Source organism: Helicobacter sp. 12S02232-10, assembly GCF_002272895.1.
GTDB lineage: Bacteria > Campylobacterota > Campylobacteria > Campylobacterales > Helicobacteraceae > Helicobacter_J.
In genome coordinates this window covers 99,923-120,794 of record NZ_MLAQ01000001.1, presented here as the reverse complement: position 1 = coordinate 120,794, position 20,872 = coordinate 99,923, and the positions used below count along the sequence as shown (strand labels likewise).

General features: G+C 33.1%; 24 protein-coding genes. 8 read left to right on the top strand and 16 right to left on the bottom strand.

What is annotated here, in order from left to right; translation table 11 throughout:
• Window positions 1–4: 4 nt before the first annotated feature.
• The 15 genes from rfaE1 to BKH41_RS00530 are packed head-to-tail and all read right to left on the bottom strand — an operon-like array spanning window position 5 to window position 12,106.
• The gene (gene rfaE1, locus BKH41_RS00600; RefSeq protein ID WP_095296482.1) at window positions 5–1,429 is read right to left on the bottom strand and encodes a D-glycero-beta-D-manno-heptose-7-phosphate kinase; all 1,425 of its coding nucleotides are present in this window, start codon (window positions 1,427–1,429) and stop codon (window positions 5–7) included.
• On the bottom strand, window positions 1,430–2,428 hold the full coding sequence (gene rfaD, locus BKH41_RS00595; RefSeq protein ID WP_095296481.1) for an ADP-glyceromanno-heptose 6-epimerase: 999 nt from the start codon (window positions 2,426–2,428) through the stop codon (window positions 1,430–1,432).
• A complete protein-coding gene (locus BKH41_RS00590; protein ID WP_095296480.1) occupies window positions 2,415–2,963 on the bottom strand; it encodes an HAD family hydrolase in 549 nt (182 codons plus the stop codon). The genes rfaD and BKH41_RS00590 overlap by 14 nt, the downstream gene beginning before the upstream one ends.
• Window positions 2,960–3,748, bottom strand: a complete 789-nt coding sequence (locus tag BKH41_RS00585) for a sulfite exporter TauE/SafE family protein (RefSeq protein ID WP_095296479.1) — start codon at window positions 3,746–3,748, stop codon at window positions 2,960–2,962. Before BKH41_RS00585 ends, BKH41_RS00590 begins: the two co-directional genes overlap by 4 nt.
• On the bottom strand, window positions 3,748–4,047 hold the full coding sequence (locus BKH41_RS00580) for a hypothetical protein (protein WP_095296478.1): 300 nt from the start codon (window positions 4,045–4,047) through the stop codon (window positions 3,748–3,750). The genes BKH41_RS00585 and BKH41_RS00580 overlap by 1 nt, the downstream gene beginning before the upstream one ends.
• A gap of 2 nt (window positions 4,048–4,049) precedes the next feature.
• Window positions 4,050–4,661: an ATP phosphoribosyltransferase gene (gene hisG / locus BKH41_RS00575; protein WP_095296477.1), complete on the bottom strand. Its 612-nt coding sequence runs from the start codon at window positions 4,659–4,661 to the stop codon at window positions 4,050–4,052.
• On the bottom strand, window positions 4,658–5,299 hold the full coding sequence (locus BKH41_RS00570) for a type III pantothenate kinase (RefSeq protein ID WP_095296476.1): 642 nt from the start codon (window positions 5,297–5,299) through the stop codon (window positions 4,658–4,660). Before BKH41_RS00570 ends, hisG begins: the two co-directional genes overlap by 4 nt.
• Complete coding sequence (locus tag BKH41_RS00565; protein WP_257875354.1) at window positions 5,299–6,324, bottom strand: PQQ-like beta-propeller repeat protein; 1,026 nt, start codon at window positions 6,322–6,324, stop codon at window positions 5,299–5,301. Before BKH41_RS00565 ends, BKH41_RS00570 begins: the two co-directional genes overlap by 1 nt.
• Window positions 6,311–6,958 carry a hypothetical protein gene (locus BKH41_RS00560; RefSeq protein ID WP_095296472.1) on the bottom strand — a complete coding sequence of 216 codons (648 nt, stop codon included), beginning with the start codon at window positions 6,956–6,958 and terminating at the stop codon, window positions 6,311–6,313. Before BKH41_RS00560 ends, BKH41_RS00565 begins: the two co-directional genes overlap by 14 nt.
• A gap of 19 nt (window positions 6,959–6,977) precedes the next feature.
• The gene (gene dut / locus BKH41_RS00555; protein ID WP_095296470.1) at window positions 6,978–7,409 is read right to left on the bottom strand and encodes a dUTP diphosphatase; all 432 of its coding nucleotides are present in this window, start codon (window positions 7,407–7,409) and stop codon (window positions 6,978–6,980) included.
• Entirely contained in the window at window positions 7,406–7,897 is a 492-nt protein-coding gene (gene greA, locus BKH41_RS00550; RefSeq protein ID WP_095296468.1) for a transcription elongation factor GreA, read from the bottom strand. The genes dut and greA overlap by 4 nt, the downstream gene beginning before the upstream one ends.
• Window positions 7,898–7,941: 44 nt before the next feature.
• Window positions 7,942–9,009, bottom strand: coding sequence for a lipid-A-disaccharide synthase (gene lpxB / locus BKH41_RS00545; RefSeq protein ID WP_095296467.1), 1,068 nt, complete (start codon window positions 9,007–9,009; stop codon window positions 7,942–7,944).
• Window positions 9,010–9,597: a nickel-binding protein Mua gene (gene mua, locus BKH41_RS00540; RefSeq protein ID WP_095296465.1), complete on the bottom strand. Its 588-nt coding sequence runs from the start codon at window positions 9,595–9,597 to the stop codon at window positions 9,010–9,012.
• A 1-nt stretch (window position 9,598) separates the two neighbouring features.
• The gene (hypA, locus tag BKH41_RS00535; RefSeq protein WP_095296463.1) at window positions 9,599–9,958 is read right to left on the bottom strand and encodes a hydrogenase/urease nickel incorporation protein HypA; all 360 of its coding nucleotides are present in this window, start codon (window positions 9,956–9,958) and stop codon (window positions 9,599–9,601) included.
• Between the two features lie 3 nt (window positions 9,959–9,961).
• The gene (locus BKH41_RS00530; protein WP_095296462.1) at window positions 9,962–12,106 is read right to left on the bottom strand and encodes a WD40 repeat domain-containing protein; all 2,145 of its coding nucleotides are present in this window, start codon (window positions 12,104–12,106) and stop codon (window positions 9,962–9,964) included.
• A gap of 200 nt (window positions 12,107–12,306) precedes the next feature.
• Between BKH41_RS00530 and ispG the strand changes: the two genes are divergently transcribed.
• From ispG to BKH41_RS10190, 4 genes are all read left to right on the top strand, one after another.
• A complete protein-coding gene (gene ispG / locus BKH41_RS00525; protein WP_095296460.1) occupies window positions 12,307–13,380 on the top strand; it encodes a flavodoxin-dependent (E)-4-hydroxy-3-methylbut-2-enyl-diphosphate synthase in 1,074 nt (357 codons plus the stop codon).
• Window positions 13,381–13,483: 103 nt separating this feature from the next.
• The gene (locus tag BKH41_RS00520) at window positions 13,484–14,398 is read left to right on the top strand and encodes an AEC family transporter (protein WP_095296458.1); all 915 of its coding nucleotides are present in this window, start codon (window positions 13,484–13,486) and stop codon (window positions 14,396–14,398) included.
• Between the two features lie 144 nt (window positions 14,399–14,542).
• Window positions 14,543–15,748, top strand: coding sequence for a 2,3,4,5-tetrahydropyridine-2,6-carboxylate N-succinyltransferase (locus BKH41_RS00515; protein WP_095296455.1), 1,206 nt, complete (start codon window positions 14,543–14,545; stop codon window positions 15,746–15,748).
• A gap of 69 nt (window positions 15,749–15,817) precedes the next feature.
• On the top strand, window positions 15,818–16,954 hold the full coding sequence (locus BKH41_RS10190) for an SEL1-like repeat protein (RefSeq protein ID WP_095296454.1): 1,137 nt from the start codon (window positions 15,818–15,820) through the stop codon (window positions 16,952–16,954).
• Here the strand turns inward: BKH41_RS10190 and BKH41_RS00505 are convergent.
• A complete protein-coding gene (locus tag BKH41_RS00505; RefSeq protein ID WP_095296452.1) occupies window positions 16,934–17,575 on the bottom strand; it encodes a SprT family zinc-dependent metalloprotease in 642 nt (213 codons plus the stop codon). The genes BKH41_RS10190 and BKH41_RS00505 overlap by 21 nt on opposite strands.
• 57 nt (window positions 17,576–17,632) lie before the next feature.
• Between BKH41_RS00505 and rplI the strand changes: the two genes are divergently transcribed.
• Genes rplI through era form a run of 4 tightly spaced genes read left to right on the top strand, consistent with a single transcriptional unit; the run spans window position 17,633 to window position 20,872 of the window.
• Window positions 17,633–18,079, top strand: coding sequence for a 50S ribosomal protein L9 (gene rplI / locus BKH41_RS00500; protein ID WP_095296451.1), 447 nt, complete (start codon window positions 17,633–17,635; stop codon window positions 18,077–18,079).
• 8 nt (window positions 18,080–18,087) lie between these two features.
• Window positions 18,088–18,633: an ATP-dependent protease subunit HslV gene (gene hslV / locus BKH41_RS00495; RefSeq protein ID WP_095296660.1), complete on the top strand. Its 546-nt coding sequence runs from the start codon at window positions 18,088–18,090 to the stop codon at window positions 18,631–18,633.
• On the top strand, window positions 18,630–19,970 hold the full coding sequence (hslU, locus tag BKH41_RS00490) for an HslU--HslV peptidase ATPase subunit (RefSeq protein ID WP_095296449.1): 1,341 nt from the start codon (window positions 18,630–18,632) through the stop codon (window positions 19,968–19,970). The genes hslV and hslU overlap by 4 nt, the downstream gene beginning before the upstream one ends.
• Complete coding sequence (gene era / locus BKH41_RS00485; protein ID WP_095296448.1) at window positions 19,970–20,872, top strand: GTPase Era; 903 nt, start codon at window positions 19,970–19,972, stop codon at window positions 20,870–20,872. Before hslU ends, era begins: the two co-directional genes overlap by 1 nt.

Below are 20,872 nucleotides of genomic sequence, written 5' to 3'. Positions count from 1 at the left end.
TTCCTTATAGCGATTTGACTTTCTTTAAAATACTTGTGGTCGATCTTCCATCGACAAAATCTACGAGCTTAAGTTCTTTGGCATATTTTGTTCCGGCTACTTCTTTTCCTTCATAATCTTTCCCTTTAACCAAGACATCAGGCCGAATAGAAGCAATGAGCTCTTCAGGAGTATCTTCATCAAAAATCACAACAAAATCCACACTTTCAAGACCAGCAAGTACAAATGCTCTATCATCTTGGGAATTGATGGGTCTTTTTTCTCCTTTGAGCTTTTTTACTGAAGCATCGCTGTTTAAACCAACAATCAGAATATCCCCTAAATTTTTTGCTTTTTGTAGATAAAAAATATGCCCCTTATGAAGAATATCAAAACAACCATTGGTAAAAATAATTTTTTTGTTTTTCAATGATTGCAATATGGTCAAAAGAGAAGATTTTGAAAGAATTTTATCATTGCAATCTGACTGATTTCTGGAATGCATATACTGAACAATTTCAGCATATGATACTGTCGCACTCCCTACTTTACCAACCACTACAGCTGCAGCGGCATTGGCAAATTCACAAGCCTTATAAATATCAAGCTCTCCAGAAAGGGCAAATCCTAAGGCTGCTATGACGGTATCCCCAGCCCCCGTAACGTCATAAACTTCTTTAGCAATGGTAGGGATTTTAATCAATTTGTCGTTTTTATCAAGCAGTGCTATACCATCTTCGCTTAGGGTAATCAGAGAAATCTTAAGTTTATATTTATCCTTTAGAAACTTTAAGGCTACAGTGAGGCTTTTATCATCAACGATATCAATTTTTGTAGCTATTTGAGCTTCATTTTTATTTGGAGTTAAAAGGGTGGCTCCTGCATATTTTTGATAATCTTTTCCTTTTGGGTCGCATAAAATGAGTTTATTTTCACTTCTTGCCAACTTGATCAAGCGTTGTGTTAGCGCTTCGTTCAAAACACCTTTATTATAATCAGATAAAATAATGCATTCAAAATTTGAGATTTTGTTTTCAATCATTTCTATTATTTCAGATGAAATATTTTCAGGAATTTCAGTTTTATCTTCTCTATCAACCCTTAAAACTTGTTGATTTGAAACAATAACACGTGTTTTTTTTGTGGTGGGACGATTAGGGAGAATAAAAATATTACTGATATCAATTCCTCTTAAATCAAGATTTTTAACCAACCATCTGCCAGTATCATCATCTCCTATAACCCCACACAAACTAACCGCTGCGCCCAAAGAGAAAAGATTATTAGCAACATTACAAGCCCCACCTAATCGATTGCTTTCATCTTTGACTTCAGCAATCTGAACTGGTGCTTCAGGAGATATGCGCTCACATTTTCCCCAAACATAATGGTCTATCATCAAATCCCCTATTACAAGAATACGAGGTGTTTTGTTATCAAGTCCAAACATTTACTTTATCCCTTCATAAATTTCTTTGATTTGCCTTATATAGCTTTTAATTCCTGATTCTAAATCAAACTTAGGTTCATATTTTAAATCTGTTATTGTTTCTTGTATATCGGCTTCAGTGTGCGTTTGAAAAAACTTATAAGGATTTTTGATATATTGGACTTCAAATTCCCCAAGCTCATTTTTAAGACATTTTATAATATCGTTATAACTCTTTGCTTTTCCATAACCGACATTATAGATACCGCCTTTTTTAGCTTCCATAGCCTTTATATTGGCTTGAATAACATCTTCAATATAGACAAAATCACGTTTTTGTTCGCCAAATTCAAAAATTTTAACTTTTTTATTTTCAAGAGCTTGCAATCCAAGTTGGAGAATCATTGAAGCTGTCCTGCCTTTGTAAAATTCTTTTTGCCCATAAACATTGAAATACCTTAGTCCAATAATAGGAGCTTTTGGATTGTTTTGAAGAATTTTTCTAACATTTTGATCCATACAGAGTTTGGAAAATCCATAAATATTTTCAGGTTCTTCACCATTTCCAACACCATTTGGAGCTGGAGAATTGCCGTAGGTTCCAGCTGATGAGGCATAAATCATAACAGCTTTTTTATCTGAAGCAATGTCAAGCAAATTTAAAAATGCCTCATAATTAGTTCTCATTACTAATTCTTGATCTAAAACCGTGGTATCTGAGATGGCAGCTTGATGAAAAATATAATCAAAATTCAGACTTTCTATTGTCTCTAAATCCCCAAAATTGTTGATATCACCTATAATAACCTCTCCTTTGAAGCCGATAAGATTTTTAAAATGCCCCAATGAGGTCGGATTTCCACTTGGAAAAGTATGGGAATCTCGAAATTTATCAAACACAATAACTTTTGTTTCAGGGTGATTTTTTTGGAAATAAAAGGCAAGATTGCTGCCTATAAAACCTGCTCCACCGGTTATTAATACCGTCTTTCCTTTTAAAGTGTTTTCAATGTAACTCATTTTCTTCTCCCAATAAATTATTCATAACATCTAAAGCCTGCTTGAGAGAAAATACGATATGAACATTTTCTATTCCAGAAGCTTTTTCATTGCCTTTTTTTAAGAGGATTTTATTTTTAACCCCTCCGGCTTCACCTGCTTGCATATCTGTTATCTTATCCCCAATAATAAAACATTTATCAAGTTCAAGATCATAATCTTTTTTTGCTTTTTCTATCATTCCGGGTTTGGGTTTGCGACACAAACAATCTTCTTTGGGATCATGAGGACAAAAATAAATGCTATCAAATCCAAAACCCAATCTTTTTTTTAATTCATCTTGCATATAGCGTGTCACTTCTTTAAAGTCTTCAAGAGTGTAATATCCCCTGCCTATACCCGACTGATTCGTAGTCAAAAGTAACAAAAACCCTTTTTCTTTGCAAAATTTAAGTAAATCAAAAATACCTTCCATAAAAATAAATTCTTCAGGTTCATAAACATAGGCAAAATCCTCATTTACAATCCCATCTCTATCAAAAAATACAGCTTTCATTGCATATCCTCAGAATGTTTAGGATGATTCATAATAATGATTTCTTCAGAAGATTTTTTCTGATGGTGTTGCATAGAATGCATTGATTTTCCCTCAAACATTAAAATACCCTTATAGATACTATATCCTCCAAAACACAACATTAAGATAAAAGATAGCTTCATAAAAAAACTTCTGCAAGAAGAGGTTATAAATTTACCCGACACAAATCCAAGTATAAACATCGGTAAAAAAGTTGCAATTCCAAATGCTCCCATCGTAGCCATTCCCATCAAAACATTTGGGGCAAGTGCGGCGCTAAGAGCAAAAAAATACACCATTCCGCAAGGAAGAAACCCGTTTAAAATCCCCAATCCATAAAAGCTCCATAAATTTTTCGAAGTCATCAGCCATTTAAAGGATATCTGAAACCATTCAGAGAGCTTATTCTTTGAATTTCTTGAAAGTGAAGGTTCAATATAAGCAATTGCTTTTGGAAAAAACATATATAAAAAAGCAAACAAAATCAAAAGAATCCCAATGGCGATAAATAAAAAACCTTTTGTACCCGTTGATACTGCAATACCATACCCTATTGAAGCGCTGATTCCTCCGATGATCATATAGGAAGTGATTCTGCCTAAGTTATAAAGGGTGTGGCAAAAGATCTGATAAAAACCATTTGAATTTTGATGAATTTTTCCGTTTGAATAAGCAATAACAATGCCCCCACACATCCAAATGCAATGGGACAAAGACATATTTAATGCAATGATAAAAATAGAGAGTAAATCTAATTTTTCCATTACAATCCTCCATCTATGGAGTGATTCATCAACTCATTAGCTTTCTTAATCGCTTCCAAGGCTACATCATCTTTTTTGGGTTCCAAAGAAGATGGAAGATTGTTTTGTTTTTCTGGGATAATGCCTTTGGGCATTTTTACAAACAAATCTTCATAGTTTTTTCCATTTTTTTTGTATCGAATATAAATTTCTCCAGTGGTCGTATTATAAATATATGTGTCAGTTTTATCGCTAAACATTTGCCATTGGGCAAAAAGAAAGGTAGTAAAACAAAAAATACAACAAAATATTTTTTTCATTTTTATCCTACAAGAGATTGAAATTCAGACTGCAAATCAAGAATAGCTTGTTTTTTATTATAAAAACTATTTTTATTGGCGATTAGATAAGCACTTGAATCCATAATGATTTCATCTATCTTAAGATTATTTTGCTTCATTGTAGCTCCTGTTTCTACAATATCGACGATTCCATCAGATAAATCAACTAATGGCGCTAATTCAATAGAACCATATAATTTTATCACATCTATGGCAATTGCTTTTTTTGAAAAATATTTCATTGTAATATGAGGCATTTTTGTAGCGATTTTTACACGAGGCTTGCGATAATCTATATCTTTGCCAATTGCAGAACCCAAGACAACCTTGCATTTTCCTATGCCAAGATCAAGCAATCGGATCAAATCTGATTCATGTTCTTCCAAAACATCAAGACCCACTACTCCAATATCAGCAGCCTGATAATGGACATAAGTAGGTACATCTTGATTACGCACAAGTAAAAATTTAAACCCCATATGTTCAAGAACTAATTTTCTATCTTTAAAAACAAAATCTTGTTTAAATACTTTATTGAATAATTCCAACGTTTCATCTGCGATTCTTCCTTTGGGCAGAGCGACTGTGATCATTCTTTCTCCTTATGTTTGTTCAATGCCCTATCAATAGAAATCTGCATACCATTAAAAACAAGCATTTCATTATAAATAGATTCTTTAAAAAATTTTGCCAAAAATTTTCCATCTCCTCCGGTAAAATAAGCTTTTTTATCCCTAATTGTGTCTCCAATACAAGACACAATGCTCTTTAACATTCCAAAACTAATTGCAGAACGAGTATCTAAGGGCATTTCTTCTAAAGAAATTCCAAAATTTATTTGTTTATCTAAAGCAGAAGATATCTGTTTGTATGCTTTAGTATAAGTTACCAATCCGGGCAAAATATATCCACCCTGATGTTTTCCTTCGTGCATAACATCTACAGTAATAGCACTCCCCGCATCGATCACAACACCATCATTAACACCTAAACACGCAGCTTTACGATCAATTCCAAGACCTTCATAAGAAGTGTCAAATTCAATTATTTTAGCAATATTGTAAGAATTTTTATATGCTTTGAGAAGCTTTTTTTCATTTTCGGCATTTACACTGATATAATAAATATCTGCATAAAGCTTTTCTTTATCAATGCGTTCAGGTTGATTTTTCCAAATACGATATTTATCACAAAAGTGAATATAAGTATTCCCGATATCGCAAAGTATCATCAGTGCTCTTTGTCAAAGTCAAGATAATATTTGTCATAATAAATTCTGTGTTTATCATAAAAATTCATTTTATTGAGTTTCATTCTCCCTAGAGAACTTTTAACTTCAAACACTTTATAGTTAAAATTCACTGTATCAACCTCAATCAAATAGCCACGTTTTTCAATAGTATAAAGTTTATTCCCGACAATAACAATGGCATTTAAAGATGCGAAGGGCAATTTTATTTTATTGACCTCCCGAAGCGTTTTATCCATTTGAATAATTTGTCCCTCAAGCGTTAAAATATAAACATATTGACCGTTATACAAAATATCTATAATATCTCCATCATAGCTAAATTCTTGTCCGGAGATGATTGAGACTAGTCTTTTTCCTGTTGCAGCAAACATATTTTCACCATCTGCAACCAAATAAGTTACATTATTAAAAAATTTTTCACTATTAATAATAATATTTCTAACTGGGACAAAATTCTTGACATCTACGACCAAAAGTCTTCCATCAAGAGTTGGAAATACAACTAATGTATCTAAAAAAACCGGGGCAGCTACTAAAGAATTAATCGCAAGACTAGACGTACCTTTTTGAGAAAAAAGAATATTTTTTGTGTTAATGTCATAGATATTTGCCGAATTATCAGCAAGAATGATTCCTAGCAAATCATTTTTTATAGAAGCCCCAAGAGGACAAGTCGCTGTTGGAATGATTATTGACTTTTGAGTACTTTTATTGATCAACTCTATATTGTGACAATCTTGGGCAATGATATAGTAATCGTTAGTTTCATTGAGGAATACAGATTTTTTGTTGATTTTTAAATAAGTAATTCCATCTGCATCAATCACGGTTCCGTTGTTTAAGACAGCTCCAAACCGGTTTGAAGCATCTATTTTATTTTTAAGTTCATGGTCAAATTTAATTGAACCAGCAATTCTTGGAGGTTCAAAATATTTTTTTGAACTGCATCCGACAAAAAAGATTATTGCTGCAAGTATAAAATAAACGTTTTTATTGTTTTTCACTTTTATCCTCTGTAGATTTTTTATCTGAATCATCCTTTGATTGGGACATCCAAACTCCATAATGTTTTAAGATAGAAGCAATCTGAAAAACAGAAGATGTTCTTTCTATCTGATTTAGCAAAGCTTTTGCTTGAGGAATTTTGTTTTGACCATAAAGTAAATAAGCCTCCTGCAAAATAGAAAAATCTTTCATTGGAGTTACATTTGTTTTTTCTAGCTCGATGAGATTTTTGGAATAAGAGGCATATTGGTAATCTGCCAAAGTTTTAATAATTGGATTTTTGGAGTTTTTTAAAGATTCAAGGATTTTTTCATCATTGTTTTTTAAAGCTTGAGCATACATATAAAGGTCATATAAATCCGTAGAACTTGCTTTCAATTCATCTAAAAGAGCTTGATTTTGAGGATTTTTTAATAATTCATTATAAATGGCAGTTGTTTTTTGTGCGTGCTTTTGAGCTTCATATTTGGAAAAATTATAATACCCCAACCAAACAATTAAAATGATTACAGCGACTAACAATAAATATTTATATTTATAATACAACCTTTCAAGTTTAAAGGCATTTTCCAAAATTTTCTCATCTCCCTTAAACTCTTCTTGTATCTGTTTTATGTTATTTTTAATTCCCATAGATTTTCTCCTCCATAACTTATTTTATACCACTGCTTCCAAATCCGCCACTCCCTCTTGTTGTGCATTCAAGTTCTTCTACTTCAATGAATTCGGCTTGATAAATTTTATTGATAACGCCTTGAGCAATCCTATCTCCTGCAGAAATTACAAAATCAACGTCTGAATGGTTGATTAAAATAATCATAATTTCGCCTCTGTAGTCACTATCGATAGTTCCGGGAGAATTTAGAACACTCACACAATGTTTTAATGCCAAACCACTTCTAGGTCTGATTTGAAGTTCATATCCTTCTTCCATCGATACACTTAGCCCAGTTTTAATCAACCCAATTTTTCCGGCTAAAATAATGGAGTTTTCAAGAGCGCAAAAATCAAAGCCTGCTGCTCCTTGAGTGTGATATTTTGGAATGATAGCATCAGGGTGTAGTTTTTTAATTTTTACTTTCATTTTTCAAACTCGATTTTTTGATAAGATATTTCCAATATTTCAAAATCACTTTCCCCTGAAGGGAATTTGATACTGACTTCATCGCCTTTTTCTTTTCCTATTAGGCTCTTGGCAATGGGAGAACCAAACGATATTAACCCTCTAGTAGGATCACTCTCCACACTCCCAACAATTGTATAAGAAAATTCTTTATTATTATCAAGATTTAAAATTTTCACAGTACTCCCAAAGCTTACTTTGTGATGAGCAAGAGTGGCAGGATCTATAACTTGGGCATTATTTAATATTTGAGTTAAATCATTGATTCTAGCTTCTATAAAAAGCTGTTTTTCTTTTGCAGCGTGGTATTCAGCATTCTCTTTCAAATCTCCGTGCTGTCTAGCGATGTCAATTTCTTTGACAATATTGGGACGTTCAACTTCTTTAAGATTTTTAAGTTCGGTGCAAATTTTCTCATACCCGTATTGGCTCATAGGCTCTTTATTCATTTACTATCTCCTAAACTAAAACCATAATCATATAAAATTGGAATTTAATTTAACGTTAATTTTATCCATTCCGCAATATTTTTAGCACTGCCGTGTTTTAAATATCGTCTTATCTTATCGGATTCTATCAAAAATTTTTCTTTATCGGTTTTATCATATGCCTCCAAAAGATTTTTAACACTGAGTTCATCTTGGATAAACTCTTGATGGAGTTTTGTTTTTCCTCTCCCAGGATTTTCACCATTTAAAGCATTATAAAAAATATTTGCAAGTCCTATATAGGAAAGTTTTACGAAAAACTTTGCAATGGCAAAATCAAGTTTTCTAGCCCTATAAGCCAACACAAAAGGAGTTCCTATAAGAGCGGCTTCAAGGGTTGCAGTGCCACTACAAATAAAAGCAAATTCTGCTTCATAAAGACTTTGATGTGCATTGAAAGAGATTTCAAAAAGGTTGATTTCTTCCCCATAAATTGATTCTAAATTCATATTTTCAAAACATTGAGGAACAATTAAAATCTTTTTTTTATCGATAAGTTTTTTTGCAACTTGTGCAAAAATCGGGAATATTCTTTTGATTTCCCCTCTTCTGCTTCCAGGCATAAATACAATCCCCTCCCCCGCGATGCTTTGTTTTTGATAATGGATTTCATCTAGCAAAGGATGACCGACATAAGAGACTTTATTCTTATAAAATGAAGTCTCAAAAGGCAATATAGCTCCAAGCTTATCGCAATAGTATTCAATCTTTTTTGCCCTCCAGCTTTTCCACGCCCAAACTTGAGGTAAAATATAGTAAATAATGGGTTTTTTAGAATCCAAACGCTTGATGTTTTTTGCCAAAGGAATATTAAACGAAGAAGCATCCATCAAAAGTGCCATATCTGCCTGCATTGCTAAATCAGCCATTTTTTTATTGGCATTGTAAAAAAAACTTATTTTTCCCAAAATATCTCCAAAACCCATAATTGCAAATTCTTTCGGACTATAAATTGGATTTCCCAAGTCTTCTTCAAAAATACCTATGAATTCAACGTTTTTCAAATATTTTTTGAGTTCTCTTAAATGTATGTTTGAACTAGGCTCAAGAGCGCTGATAAGAATTTTTTGCATTCAATCTTCCCTTGAAGATCGGTTTGATTTTAAAATGTCTTCTGCATAAAAATCTCTTAGTTCGATTTTGAGTTTTGAATTTTCCAACTCGAATTCTAAAATTTGTTCTTTGAGTATTTTATTTTCTTTCAAAATAACGCGGTATTTTTTATATAAATTATCAGTAAAAATTCTTTTTGCAGGTCGGGCTTTGGCCACCGATCCATCCTTGAGATAAATATCAACAGTCTCTAAAGGTTTGGGGAGTATTTCTTCTTTTTTTTCATTGATGATTTGATATTTTTCGTGATTCAGTTTAGAAATATTTTTTTTGATTTTTTGTTTGAAAAGATCTTGTTTAATTGCTTCAATTTCGCTAATTTTTTGGTTTTTCAACTCTTCAAACTTTTCAATCTTATCTTTAGAATCTGCGATTTGAAGACGCATTTTTTTTAATGTTTTTTTTGCCTGCAAAATATCTTGTTTATAAGAAAATATTTCTTGTTTAAATTTCTCTCTTTCCTCTTCAAAGAGCTGTGCTATTTCCCAACTTTCCTTGATGTCGGAACTTTTTTCAATAAAATCTTGAAAAATTTGCTTATCTTCCATTTTAATCGGTTTCTCCAATCATTTCTAAAGACAAAAGATTCATTTCCCGCCCTTTAATAATATCTAGATTCTTCCCTTTACAATGCGGACATATACCATAATCAATATTTTGTGGAGTAAAGCGAAAATTACAATCTTTACATTCAAGTTCAACTTTTTCTTCTATGATATCTAAAACTGCATCCTTACAAACAGATGATTCTTCCCTGAAGGTTTCAAAAGCACTTAAAAACAAGCTTTTATCCATACCACTCCTTTCACCAATGCCAACGACTATTTTTTCAATTTTAAAAGCATTATTTTTACGGGCGTGTTCTTCGCAAAGTTCGATAAGAGAGGAAACTACGGAGTATTCGTGCATATTTTAACCTTCAGTATTCTTTATGAAAATAATACTTTGTATATGGTTAATATTTTCATTAGGCCTTTTTTTAGAAGTTTCTGCAATATTATCCAGAAAATACTGAAATGTTTCTTCTAGTTTACAAAAATCCCTAATCTCATCATCTTTGCCATATCTCAATACATATTGATTAATGCTTTTTTCCCAATCAATTTGCAAATCTTTCTTTCCTAGAGCTTCGTGCATTTCATACAAATAGGCTATCTTCATTGTGATATTAACTTTATTTCTCCAACTTGACACGGAAAAAAATTTTTGTATTTTAGTATATGTTTGAACCGTGTCGCCTTTCTGAGCAGTGTTTTTGGCTTCTTCAAAAATATTAAAAATTTCTTCATAAAGCTTTATTGCCTCTTCAGATGCCCCCATTTCGGGATATAATTCAAGCATTTTATAACATTCGGCATAATTTTTTGCTTTGCATTTCTCGTAAAAAAGTTCTATATTATTGAGAAAATTTTGATTTTTTATCACAAATTCCTTAAAAGGTTCTGCACCAAGTAAAAAATCTAAATATTCTTGGGCTTTTGCATAGTCTTTACTTGAGATGAAGTTTTGAACTTTATAAGTAAGATTTTCACATTTTAAATACATTTTTTGATATGTCTTGCTTTTTTTCAAAAACGGACATTGCTGGGCAAGCATAAAATAATTTTGAAAATCTTCTTCTTTGCTGTATTTTTCAGCCAAGAAATATTTATCCCAATTATTTAAAATTGTCATTACATCTATTTTTTTTTCGGATATATTTTTAAAAGGTTCCAAAAGTTTTTGAATTTTTTCCTTTGCAATTAAAGGATCTTGAAAAACCAAATATTTTGAGATATCACAAACATTTTCAAAATATTCCTCTATTTTTTTATATTCTTTGAAATCTTTGACACAAGGATGTTTTGAAGCAATTTCACAAGCCGCGCCATAATTCCCATTTTCAAATTCGTGCAAAAATTGTTGAATGAAAGGTTGTTCAAGAATATATTGTTTTATTTCCTCTTCTTTTTGGGGATCCTCAAAATAAGGATCTGTAATATTAAGAATCTTTTGAGTTTCCCCTTTGTTTAAAAGCTGCATAACATCTTTGAGAATTTTTTGCCAGCTTAAATTCTTGATTTTTGTATAGACCTGCAAGGTTTTAAGCAAAATATTGTGCTTTTCGGCAAAAACTTTGGCTTGTTTGAATTCATTTTGATTCAATAAAGTCAAAAATTCATCCATTTTATAAAACCTGTCAATAATCTGAATATTCCCATTGGCAAAACAGATAAAAATCCAATTCTCATATCCTTTGATACAAGTCACCCCCTTTGATGAAAGCTTTATAGAAGAAAAAACCGTATTGTCTTTAAGATGATGGATATACAAAATATCATCGCGCGTGCCTATATAAGCATAATTTTCATCAATATTAAGCATCATTTTTGTAGGCCACGAAGAAAAACAAGATGCAAATTCATTTTTATTTAAAACAATGTCAAAAATCCCTGCTTCACCATTTTTGCAAACATAAAAAATCTTTTGATCCCTATTGAAAAAAGTCATATCTTCGACAACACTGGGCGTCTTTATGACAAACATCTGAGAATCTGTTTTTAAATCATAAATCGTTAAAGTTAAATCATAAGAGGCATAGCAAATTTTTTCTGAACTTTTGCTAAAAACAATTGAAGAGATATAATCGGGTTTTCGAGGCAAAAAAGTGTTGAGTCTATGATTGGGATGAGTGTAAATAAAAACTCTCCCATCCTCCCCGCCCGTAGCAAGATATCTGGAATCTTCAGAAAATTTTGAAACACTGATATCAGCTTGATGCCATCTCAAACGAGTTGCTAAGAAAATATGGTTATTTTCAAGCTTATAAATTCGACCGATTGAGCTTTTATTCTTAGGAGCAATTATATAACCATCCGCAGAACAGCCGATAGCTTTAGAATAACGATGATGTGGAGGAATGTTTTTAGCAACTTGCTTACTGAAAGAAAACATAAATTCTTTCAGTGAAAATTTATACACTCTATAGTTGTGATCTACCAGCAAATATTCGCCGTTATTAAAAACAATATCAAGAGCATTACCGATTAGATTAATTTTGTTTCGAACTTTAAGCACAAGCACCCCAGCTTTGAATACAAATTTAAAGATTTTGATTAAGCGTTCTTTGTTGTGAAGCTACCTTAATATAGAGTGAAAATTTTGTGTATAATTATAGCATAGTTTAGCGTTATATCCTTATCAAATTTAATTTTAAATTAAATAATAAATTAAAACGTAATATTGCTTATAATATTTTCAAAATCTAAGGAAAAACAATGTTGAATCCTCGATACCCCACTAAACAAATTTTTGTAGGAAATGTTCCCATTGGCGGAGATGCTCCTATCAGCGTTCAGAGTATGACTTTTACAAAAACTGCAGATATAGATGCCACTAAAAAACAAATAGATAGACTCCACTTTGCAGGAGCCGATATTGTTCGAGTAGCTGTAAGTGATGAAAAAGATGCTAATGCTTTAGCAGAGCTCAAAAAAGTTTCTCCTCTGCCAATCGTAGCAGATATCCATTTTCGATATAAATTTGCACTTATTGCTGCACAAAGTGTGGATGCCATTCGTATCAACCCCGGAAATATAGGGACAAAAGACAGAATCAAAGCAGTTGCAGATGCTTGCAATCAAAAACAAATCCCCATACGCATAGGCGTCAATAGCGGAAGTTTAGAAAAGCAGTTTGAGAAAAAATATGGGCCTACGCCAAAGGGTATGGTAGAGTCTGCTCTTTACAATATCAAATTATTAGAAGACTTTGGGTTTGAAAACATTAAAATATCCCTCAAAGCAAGCGATGTAGAACGTACGATTGAAGCATACAAAATGCTCAGACCTTTGGTTAATTATCCGTTTCATCTAGGAGTCACTGAAGCTGGGACAATTTTTCATTCAATGATCAAAAGTTCAATGGCCTTAGGAAATTTATTGATGGATGGAATTGGGGATACAATGAGAGTTTCTATTACAGGAGAACTTGAAGAGGAAATTAAAGTTGCAAAAGCAATTTTACGTTATAGCGGGAGGCAAAAAGATGGAATTACGATTATATCGTGTCCAACTTGCGGCAGAATTGAAGCAAATTTAGTCGATGCGGTTAAAGAAGTAGAAAAAAGACTTTCTCATATCAAAACACCCCTAAACGTCAGCGTGATGGGATGTGCCGTTAATGCAATCGGAGAAGCTAAGCACGCCGATATTGCCATTGCCTTTGGCAATCACGATGGGCTTATCATTAAAAACGGCGAAATTTTATGTAAATTACCTGAAGATAAAATATTGGAAGTCTTCATCAAAGAAGTCGAACAACTTGCACTTGAACGCCAAACACAAGAATAAAACGATATGAAAAATTTTAATATTTTATTTATAAAGATTTTTTAAGATTTAAAAAGCTTTAGAGGAATACAATCCACTTTTAAATTTTTTAAAAGGTTTTAAAATGCTATTAGCTTTGTATGGGGTCTTTGCGTTTATCGGATTGGGCTATTTTGCAAAAACGATGCGTATGGTTGGCAATAAACAAAGCGGGATTCTTTTGGGATTTTTGCTCAATTTTGCCCTGCCTGCACAAATCTTTACAGGTATTTATCACGTTGAACTTGATGTCAAGCTGATCCTTATTATGTTGATAGCATTAAGTTGTTCTCTGATTGGTGGGGGCGCAATGTATTTTTTTGCCAAAAGAATACTAAAAAGAGACAAGAATACTACGATTGCAATGGCATTTTTGACTACTTTGGGAAATACTCTGTTTTTGGGCGTTCCCCTAGTACAAGGTGCATTGGGTCAAGAATATGCAAATAAAGCGATTTTATACGACCAAATATGTACAGCCATCCCATTGGCAACGCTTACACCCTTGATTATGAGTTTGGGAGGCAAGGGAGTTTTCAGTATTAGAGCAATCACAATGAGATTATCTCAAAATCCGCTTTTCTTGGCTTTGATTGTAGGGTTGGTTTTTAAATTTATGCCTTTTTCAATCGAAGAATGGATTTTTATTCCCATCAGGCAACTTGGAGCTTGTGCAACACCAGTAGCCTTATTTGCTATAGGTGTTCAAATCAGCATTGGGGATATTAAGACTGAGTGGAAAAACACTTTTTTCGTCTTATCTTGGGGAATGCTTATCGTCCCTGCTTTAGTATTCTTATTCATCAAATTAAGCGGAGTTGCAATAAATGATACTTGGAGAATGGCACTCTTAGAATCAGCAATGCCTCCATTAATTAGCTCAGCAGCTGTGATTATGAGGGCAGGATTGAACAACAAAATAGCTGTAAGCTCTGTGGCATTTGGAATATTTGCCAGCGCATTGACTATACCGATGTGGTTGCGACTGACTTATTTATAAGTTTTATATCAAAATCATATCAATCTGTTTAAGCCATATTTTAAATAAAATGAAGCATATGCAATCATATTTTATTGAATATTCAAACAAATAACACTATAAATAACATTACAAAACACTTGATATTCTTTGGGAGAAATAAAAATGACAGACAAATTTAAGACTTTCGTCGATAATTATCAAAAATCTTCTGCTTACAAAACCCCGTTGGGTTTTGGTATTGCAAAAGTTGATATTGGAGAAAAATCAAAAAAAACGCTTTGTGCAACCTATCCGATTTTAAACTGGACAAACGAAAATCTAGGTTCATATGCTGTGTTTATGAATGCTATTACCCCGTCTGCACAAATTATTTCCAATGAAAATGAATGCGTCTATGGGATTGATGAAGATTTCATTTATAAATCTTTGGAGCTTTATACACCATTTTTAAACGAAGCGATTCAAAACAAAATGATTCATAAAAATATTCAAGTTGTTCTTGAACTCAAAAAAGCATTAGATGAAAATCGTCTCAGAGACAAAAACGGGGAATTCTTATTTCGTTTTGCCGTGATTTATAAAGACACTAAATGCGAAAGTGTCGAAACCGCCTATTTAAAACTCCTTGCTCTTTCTTTGGGAAAAGCAAAACTCAGAAGCTTGATTTTAGATGGGATTTTTGGACTTTTACAAAATGTCGCTTGGAGCGGGAATAAACCCTATGAATTGGAGTGGCTTAGAGAAAATGAAATTGCTTTAAAAATGCGAGGAATCTACCCCCACATTGATTTTGTCGATAAATTCCCACGCTATTTGATGCAAGTAATCCCTCAATATGACAACATAAGAATTTTAGATACGGCTAAAACTAGATTTGGAGCCTATCTTGGTACAGGAGGCTACACTCAAATGCCTGGAGCAAGCTATGTAAATTTTAATGCCGGCGCACTTGGTGCTTGTATGAATGAGGGTAGAATTTCTTCTTCTGTCATTATTGGAGAAGGCACGGATATTGGCGGTGGCGCGAGCATTCTTGGCGTTCTTAGCGGGGGAAATTCCGCGCCTATCAGTATTGGAAAAAATTGTCTTTTAGGTGTGAATAGTTCCACAGGAATCAGTCTTGGGGATGGTTGTATTGTCGATGGGGGAATCGCGGTGCTAGCAGGAACAATTTTTGAAATCAGTGAAACCGAAGCCAAAAAAATAGCTCAAATCAATCCAGATTTTTCAATCCATCCTAATAATCTTTATAAAGGCAAAGAACTTTCCGGAAAAAATGGAGTACATTTCAGACAAGAAAGTACAAGTGGAAAAATGATTGCCTTTAGAAGTGCCAGAAAAATAGAATTAAACGATGCGTTGCATTAACTTGGTATGATTTTTGCTAGTTTGATTTCTAAAAATCTTTAGTTCAAAAATACAGGAGTCCAAAAAATAATGCGTAGGATTAAAAACTGTCTTTTGATTGCCCTACTTATAGGGGTAAATATCATTTATGCGGCTGACGCTCAAGAATCTGAGTCTCCTGTTTCTCAAAGCGAAAATCAAAATACGGATCAAAAACCTCAAAATTCCGAACAATCAAAGCCTTCTTCTCAAGAAAATCAAACCCCACCCCCTATTTTGGCTCCTAATCCTGAACCTGATACACCCATAACTCAAAAACCAACCCCTATAACAGATCATCTTACCCCTCCAGATGTCGTTGAAGGCATACTAGAAGCAGGTATTAAGACTGCCAAAGAAGGAGATTATAAAACTGCATTTAAATTATTTTCACAGTCTTGCGATCAGGGTAATCCTGCCGGTTGCTTTGCTGTTGGGACAATGTATATGAATGGCGTAGGTATTCAAACCGACATTCAAAAAGCCACACGTTATTATGAAATGGGATGTAGTGGGGGAGATGCAACGGCTTGTTCAAACTTAGCAATGATCTATGATTATCAGAAAAAAGCCGACCTCAATAACAAAGAAAAAGCAGCTGAGCTTTATATGACGGGTTGTCAAGGTGGAGATGTTTTGGCGTGTAATAATTTAGCTTGGATGTATGCCAATGGCGAAGGCGTTCAAAAAGATTATTTTAAAGCCTTGCAATACTATAAATTCGCTTGTGAAGCAGGAAGCGATATGGCTTGTTACAATCTTGGGTTGATGTCAAACACAAATAATGTCTATGGAGCAGATAGAGCAAAACTTGGTCTTGTAGATTTAAATTATTTAGCTTGTAATGCTGGGGATATCTCAGGCTGTGCAAATCTTGGCTGGATGTATGCCAATGGAAAATCAGGTGCCCCTGTAAGCTTTTTTTATGCTGCAAAATATTTTCAAATCGCTTGCGATGGAGGAATGCTTGGAAGTTGTAATAATCTGGGAGTCTTGTACCAAAGAGGTCTTGGCGTAACGCAAGACTCTCAAAGGGCTTTAGATCTATTTGCTTATGTTTGCGACAATGGATTGCAATTAGGTTGTGATAATTACAGAATTTTCAAACAACAACTTCTCTACCCTAAAATTGAAAATAAGAATTTTTTTCTTCCAAAAAATTCTGATTCAAATGAGGGGCGAAGATAGAATTTTTTCTAACATTGGAATATAAAATTTTATATTCTTATGAAGTTCGCGCCTTTTTTCTTTATGTTGTGGGCAAAACTTTTCCACCAAACTCCAAAAATTTTTCGAATGATTCTTATGTACAATATGAGACAATTCGTGAATGATTACATAATCAATCAATCTCTCAGAAGCAAAAACCAATAAAAGTGAAAAACTCAGATTATTTTGATAAGAACAACTCCCTAATCTTGTTTTACTTCCTCGCACTGAGATTTTATTATACTTAAGATCCATTTGCGCTGCAAGTTTAGTTGTTCGCGTCCGAAGATAATTTAAAAGCTCTTTTTTGAGATACTCTACATTGATTTGCGAAGAATATTTTATCCATTTTCCAAAAAATAAAATTTCATTAGGATGGGTGGCAAAAAAATCCTGCACCTCCAAATGACTAAGCTTTATTTTTTCAAGACTTTTTTTTATCCATTCGTAATGACTCTCAAGAATTTTTAAAGATTGTTCTTTTGTATAAAAATAAGGAACACTTACAATAACGCTTCCATCTTGTTTTACACTGATTCTGGAATTTTTGCATTTTGCTTTTTTGATTACAACGCAATTTTTTATTTCCAAAAATTCCATAAGCCTTACTCTTTTCTGATAAAATTTTAAGCAATATTATCGAAAATAAGGATCAAAATGAAAATTTTATTGATGGAGGATGTGAAAGGTTTAGGTAAAACCGGAGAAATCCACGAAGTCAAAGATGGCTACGGACAAAACTTCTTGATCGCCAAAGGTAAAGCTAAACACGCTACCAACGAAGTTATCAATAAATATAAAGCAGATCAAAGAAAAAAATCCGAAAAAGAAGCTCTAGAAATGGCAGAAAGAAAACAACTTGTCAAAACCTTGGAAGATATCACTCTAAAAATAACAAAAAAAGTCGGCGCCAATGGTTCTCTCTTTGGAGCTATTACAAAAGAAGAAATACTTGAAGCTCTTGAAAAATCCCATCGATTAGGTTTAGATAAAAAAAATATAGAGCTAAAGGCACCCATTAAAAGCACAGGTATTTATGAAATTGAAATCAAATTAGGTCAGGGAATTTCAGGGGTACTTAAAATTGATGTTATGGCAGAGTGAGAATCAAAATGTTTGAAGCAACAACCATATTGAGTTATAGAGGAGAGTTTGAGGGAAAAAAGTATGCCGTTATCGGAGGAGATGGGCAAGTGACATTCGGAAATTGTGTTTTGAAAGCCAATGCAACCAAAATTCGCACTCTTTATCACGGAAAAATTTTAAGCGGTTTTGCAGGCAGTACTGCGGATGCATTTTCATTATTTGATATGTTTGAAAGAATATTAGAGGGAAGAAAGGGAGACTTAGTCAGAAGCGTGCTTGAATTCAGCAAAGAATGGAGAAAGGATAAATACTTAAGAAAACTTGAAGCAATGATGATTGTATTAAATAAGGATTCTATCTATATTCTCAGTGGAACCGGAGATGTCGTAGAACCCGAAGATGGTAAAATAGCTGCAATCGGTAGTGGAGGAAATTACGCTTTAAGTTCGGCCAGAGCATTAGACAAATTCAGCACTCTCGCTCCCAAAAACATCGTGGAAGAATCCTTGAAAATAGCTGGCGATCTTTGCATTTACACAAATACAAATATCAAAATTCTGGAGCTTGAATGAATACTCAAGATAAACTGAATATGACCCCAAAAGAAATCGTCCGGTATCTTGATGAATATATTATCGGTCAAAAAGAAGCTAAAAAAGCCGTTGCTATCGCTTTGAGAAATCGATACAGAAGACTTTGTCTTCCTGTAGATATTCAAGAGGAAGTAACGCCTAAAAATATTTTAATGATCGGTTCTACAGGTGTGGGAAAAACTGAAATTGCAAGACGTATGGCTAAAATTATGGGACTTCCTTTTATTAAGGTAGAAGCAAGCAAATACACAGAAGTGGGCTTTGTTGGTAGAGATGTTGAATCAATGGTTAGAGATTTGGTTCTTATGAGTATCAATTTGGTCGAAAATGAACATAAAGAAATTTCTAAAGAAAAAATAGAAGATTTTATCATTGAAAAGATCACTCAAAGGCTTTTGCCTCCTCTCCCTAGTGGCGTAAGTGAAACAAAAAAACAAGAATATGAAAGTAGTTTTGAAAAAATGAAGCAAAAGGTTAAAAATGGTGAAATGGATAATTTCAAAGTTCAAATCGAATTGAATAGAAAAATAATGGACTCCGACAATAATATGCCCCCTGAAATCATCAAAGTTCAAGAAAGCATCATTAAAGTTTTAAATAAAGAACAAGAAAAAATCAAAAAAGAAATGGACATTAAAGAGGCTAAAGAAGCCCTAAAACAGGATGCATCCGAAGCAATTCTTGATTTTGAGATGATTAAAATAGAAGGGCTCAAACGCGCCCAAGAATCAGGAGTGATTTTCATTGATGAAATTGATAAGGTGGCTGTCGGATCAAAAGAAGGATCTAGACAAGACCCTAGTAAAGAAGGTGTTCAAAGAGATCTTTTACCGATTGTGGAAGGGAGTATTGTAAATACCAAATACGGACAGGTTAAAACCGATCATATTCTTTTTATCGCAGCAGGAGCCTTTCATTTAAGCAAACCCAGCGATCTCATTCCTGAACTTCAAGGGAGATTCCCTTTAAGAGTTGAGCTTGACAGCTTAGATGATGAAACAATGTATCAAATCTTAACCCGAACTAAAACTTCTATCGTCAAACAATACCAAGCCCTACTCCAAACAGAAGGAGTTAATATAGAATTTGAAGACAAAGCCTTAAGAGAGCTCGCTAGGCTTTCTTATAATGCAAATCAAAAAACTGAAGATATTGGAGCTAGAAGGCTTCATACTACTATAGAGCGAGTTTTAGAAGATATCAGTTTTAACGCCGATGACTACAAAGATCAAACGATTCATATCACCGAACAACTTGTCAGTGAAAAATTGAGTGATTTGGTTGAAAATGTAGATTTGGCAAGGTATATTCTCTAATGCACGATGGCTTTAAAGCTGGATTTGTTGCTGTTGTAGGACGTCCTAATTGTGGAAAAAGCACTCTTTTAAATAAGCTTTTAAGCCAAGATATTGCATTGGTTTCCCATAAAGCTAATGCAACCAGAAAAAAAATGAATTTAATCGTGCCATTTTCAGATAAAAATGGTAGAAATTCTCAGATCATATTTGTGGATACGCCCGGATTACATCGCCAAGAAAAATTATTGAATCAATTTATGCTCAAAGAAGCTTTAAAGGCCATTTCGAACTGCGATTTATGTGTATTTATGGCTTGTATTCACGATGAAACAAAATATTATGAGGAATTTTTGGAGCTTACAGATAGGCCCCATATTTTGATTTTAAGCAAAATTGATACAGTAACCCAAAAAGAAATTTTAAAAAAAATCAAAGAGTATCAAAAATATGATGAAAAATTTTTATCTCTGATTCCATTAAGCTCGCAAAAATCGCTCAATCTAGAAAATTTTCTTGCTGAAGTCAGTAAGCATTTACCGTATTCTCCGCCATTTTTTGACACTGAAATCTTAACAGATGAAAATACTAAATATATCTACAAAGAAATGATTCGAGAAAGCGTATTTAATAATCTAAGCGATGAAATTCCTTATGAAAGCGAAGTAAAAATAGAAAAATTCATTGAAGGAGAAAATCTTGATAAAATATCGGCAAAAATTTTTGTAGAAAAAGAAAGTCAAAAAAGTATGGTAATTGGAAAAAATGGGCAAACAATCAAAAGAATTGGAAAACAAGCAAGACAAAAAATGGAACTTTTAGGCAAAAAGAAAATTTTTTTACAGTTAAATGTTTTTGTTCAGAAATCTTGGAGCAAAGAAAAAGAAAATCTCAAAAAATTTGGATATGATTTTGAAGACTAA

What these genes read in the sequence shown, in the direction of transcription:
- BKH41_RS00585 (WP_095296479.1), bottom strand. Translation starts at nt 3,748, where the DNA reads ATGGAAAAATTAGATTTACTCTCTATTTTTATCATTGCATTAAATATG.
- BKH41_RS00590 (WP_095296480.1), bottom strand. Translation starts at nt 2,963, where the DNA reads ATGAAAGCTGTATTTTTTGATAGAGATGGGATTGTAAATGAGGATTTT.
- hypA (WP_095296463.1), bottom strand. Translation starts at nt 9,958, where the DNA reads ATGCACGAATACTCCGTAGTTTCCTCTCTTATCGAACTTTGCGAAGAA.
- rfaE1 (WP_095296482.1), bottom strand. Translation starts at nt 1,429, where the DNA reads ATGTTTGGACTTGATAACAAAACACCTCGTATTCTTGTAATAGGGGAT.
- hslV (WP_095296660.1), top strand. Translation starts at nt 18,088, where the DNA reads ATGTTTGAAGCAACAACCATATTGAGTTATAGAGGAGAGTTTGAGGGA.
- era (WP_095296448.1), top strand. Translation starts at nt 19,970, where the DNA reads ATGCACGATGGCTTTAAAGCTGGATTTGTTGCTGTTGTAGGACGTCCT.
- dut (WP_095296470.1), bottom strand. Translation starts at nt 7,409, where the DNA reads ATGAAAGTAAAAATTAAAAAACTACACCCTGATGCTATCATTCCAAAA.
- mua (WP_095296465.1), bottom strand. Translation starts at nt 9,597, where the DNA reads ATGGAAGATAAGCAAATTTTTCAAGATTTTATTGAAAAAAGTTCCGAC.
- BKH41_RS00505 (WP_095296452.1), bottom strand. Translation starts at nt 17,575, where the DNA reads ATGGAATTTTTGGAAATAAAAAATTGCGTTGTAATCAAAAAAGCAAAA.
- BKH41_RS00515 (WP_095296455.1), top strand. Translation starts at nt 14,543, where the DNA reads ATGACAGACAAATTTAAGACTTTCGTCGATAATTATCAAAAATCTTCT.
- rfaD (WP_095296481.1), bottom strand. Translation starts at nt 2,428, where the DNA reads ATGAGTTACATTGAAAACACTTTAAAAGGAAAGACGGTATTAATAACC.
- BKH41_RS00570 (WP_095296476.1), bottom strand. Translation starts at nt 5,299, where the DNA reads ATGATACTTTGCGATATCGGGAATACTTATATTCACTTTTGTGATAAA.
- ispG (WP_095296460.1), top strand. Translation starts at nt 12,307, where the DNA reads ATGTTGAATCCTCGATACCCCACTAAACAAATTTTTGTAGGAAATGTT.
- BKH41_RS00560 (WP_095296472.1), bottom strand. Translation starts at nt 6,958, where the DNA reads ATGGGAATTAAAAATAACATAAAACAGATACAAGAAGAGTTTAAGGGA.
- rplI (WP_095296451.1), top strand. Translation starts at nt 17,633, where the DNA reads ATGAAAATTTTATTGATGGAGGATGTGAAAGGTTTAGGTAAAACCGGA.
- hisG (WP_095296477.1), bottom strand. Translation starts at nt 4,661, where the DNA reads ATGATCACAGTCGCTCTGCCCAAAGGAAGAATCGCAGATGAAACGTTG.
- greA (WP_095296468.1), bottom strand. Translation starts at nt 7,897, where the DNA reads ATGAATAAAGAGCCTATGAGCCAATACGGGTATGAGAAAATTTGCACC.
- BKH41_RS00520 (WP_095296458.1), top strand. Translation starts at nt 13,484, where the DNA reads ATGCTATTAGCTTTGTATGGGGTCTTTGCGTTTATCGGATTGGGCTAT.
- BKH41_RS10190 (WP_095296454.1), top strand. Translation starts at nt 15,818, where the DNA reads ATGCGTAGGATTAAAAACTGTCTTTTGATTGCCCTACTTATAGGGGTA.
- hslU (WP_095296449.1), top strand. Translation starts at nt 18,630, where the DNA reads ATGAATACTCAAGATAAACTGAATATGACCCCAAAAGAAATCGTCCGG.
- BKH41_RS00580 (WP_095296478.1), bottom strand. Translation starts at nt 4,047, where the DNA reads ATGAAAAAAATATTTTGTTGTATTTTTTGTTTTACTACCTTTCTTTTT.
- lpxB (WP_095296467.1), bottom strand. Translation starts at nt 9,009, where the DNA reads ATGCAAAAAATTCTTATCAGCGCTCTTGAGCCTAGTTCAAACATACAT.